The organism is Bacillus sp. LR--39 (assembly GCF_053613335.1).
On sequence record NZ_JBSIOT010000629.1, the window covers coordinates 1 to 824 of the forward strand.

Below are 824 nucleotides of genomic sequence, written 5' to 3' on the forward strand. Positions count from 1 at the left end.
GCTCGAAACACTTAAAATCATCGACAAACACAAACCGACGCTCTTTCCTGGCGCACCGACAATTTACATTGGCCTTTTGCATCACCCCGAATTGCAGCATTATGATCTGTCATCCATTAAAAGCTGTCTTAGCGGATCAGCCGCGCTCCCCGTGGAGGTAAAGCATAAATTTGAAAAGGTGACTGGCGGAAAGCTTGTGGAAGGCTATGGTTTGTCTGAGGCATCTCCAGTGACTCACGCTAACTTTATCTGGGGAAAAAACAAGCCGGGCAGTATCGGCTGTCCTTGGCCGAGTACGGACGCTGCGATCTATTTTGAAGAGACGGGTGAGCTTGCCGCTCCGTATGAGCATGGAGAAATCATTGTAAAAGGTCCGCAAGTCATGAAAGGATACTGGAATAAACCAGAGGAAACCGCCGCAGTGCTGAGAGATGGCTGGCTGTTCACCGGGGACATGGGCTATATGGATGAAGAAGGCTTTTTCTATATTGCTGACAGGAAGAAGGATATCATCATTGCCGGCGGTTACAATATTTACCCGCGTGAGGTAGAAGAAGCGCTTTATGAACATGAAGCCATCCAGGAAATTGTTGTTGCAGGCGTTCCCGATTCCTACAGGGGAGAAACAGTAAAAGCATTTGTCGTATTAAAGAAAGGCGCAAAAGCCGATGCAGAAGAACTGGACACTTTTGCAAGATCACGTCTAGCTCCCTATAAGGTGCCCAAAGCCTATGAGTTCAGAAAAGAGCTGCCGAAAACGGCGGTGGGAAAAATTTTAAGAAGGCGTTTACTTGAAGAAGAAACCGAAAATCATCATATCAAAT

1 pseudogene is annotated in these 824 nt (G+C 46.8%); it reads left to right on the forward strand.

The window, feature by feature from the left end:
- Positions 1–824: pseudogene (lcfA, locus tag ACWHAR_RS25425) on the forward strand (long-chain-fatty-acid--CoA ligase LcfA); the annotation flags it as partial.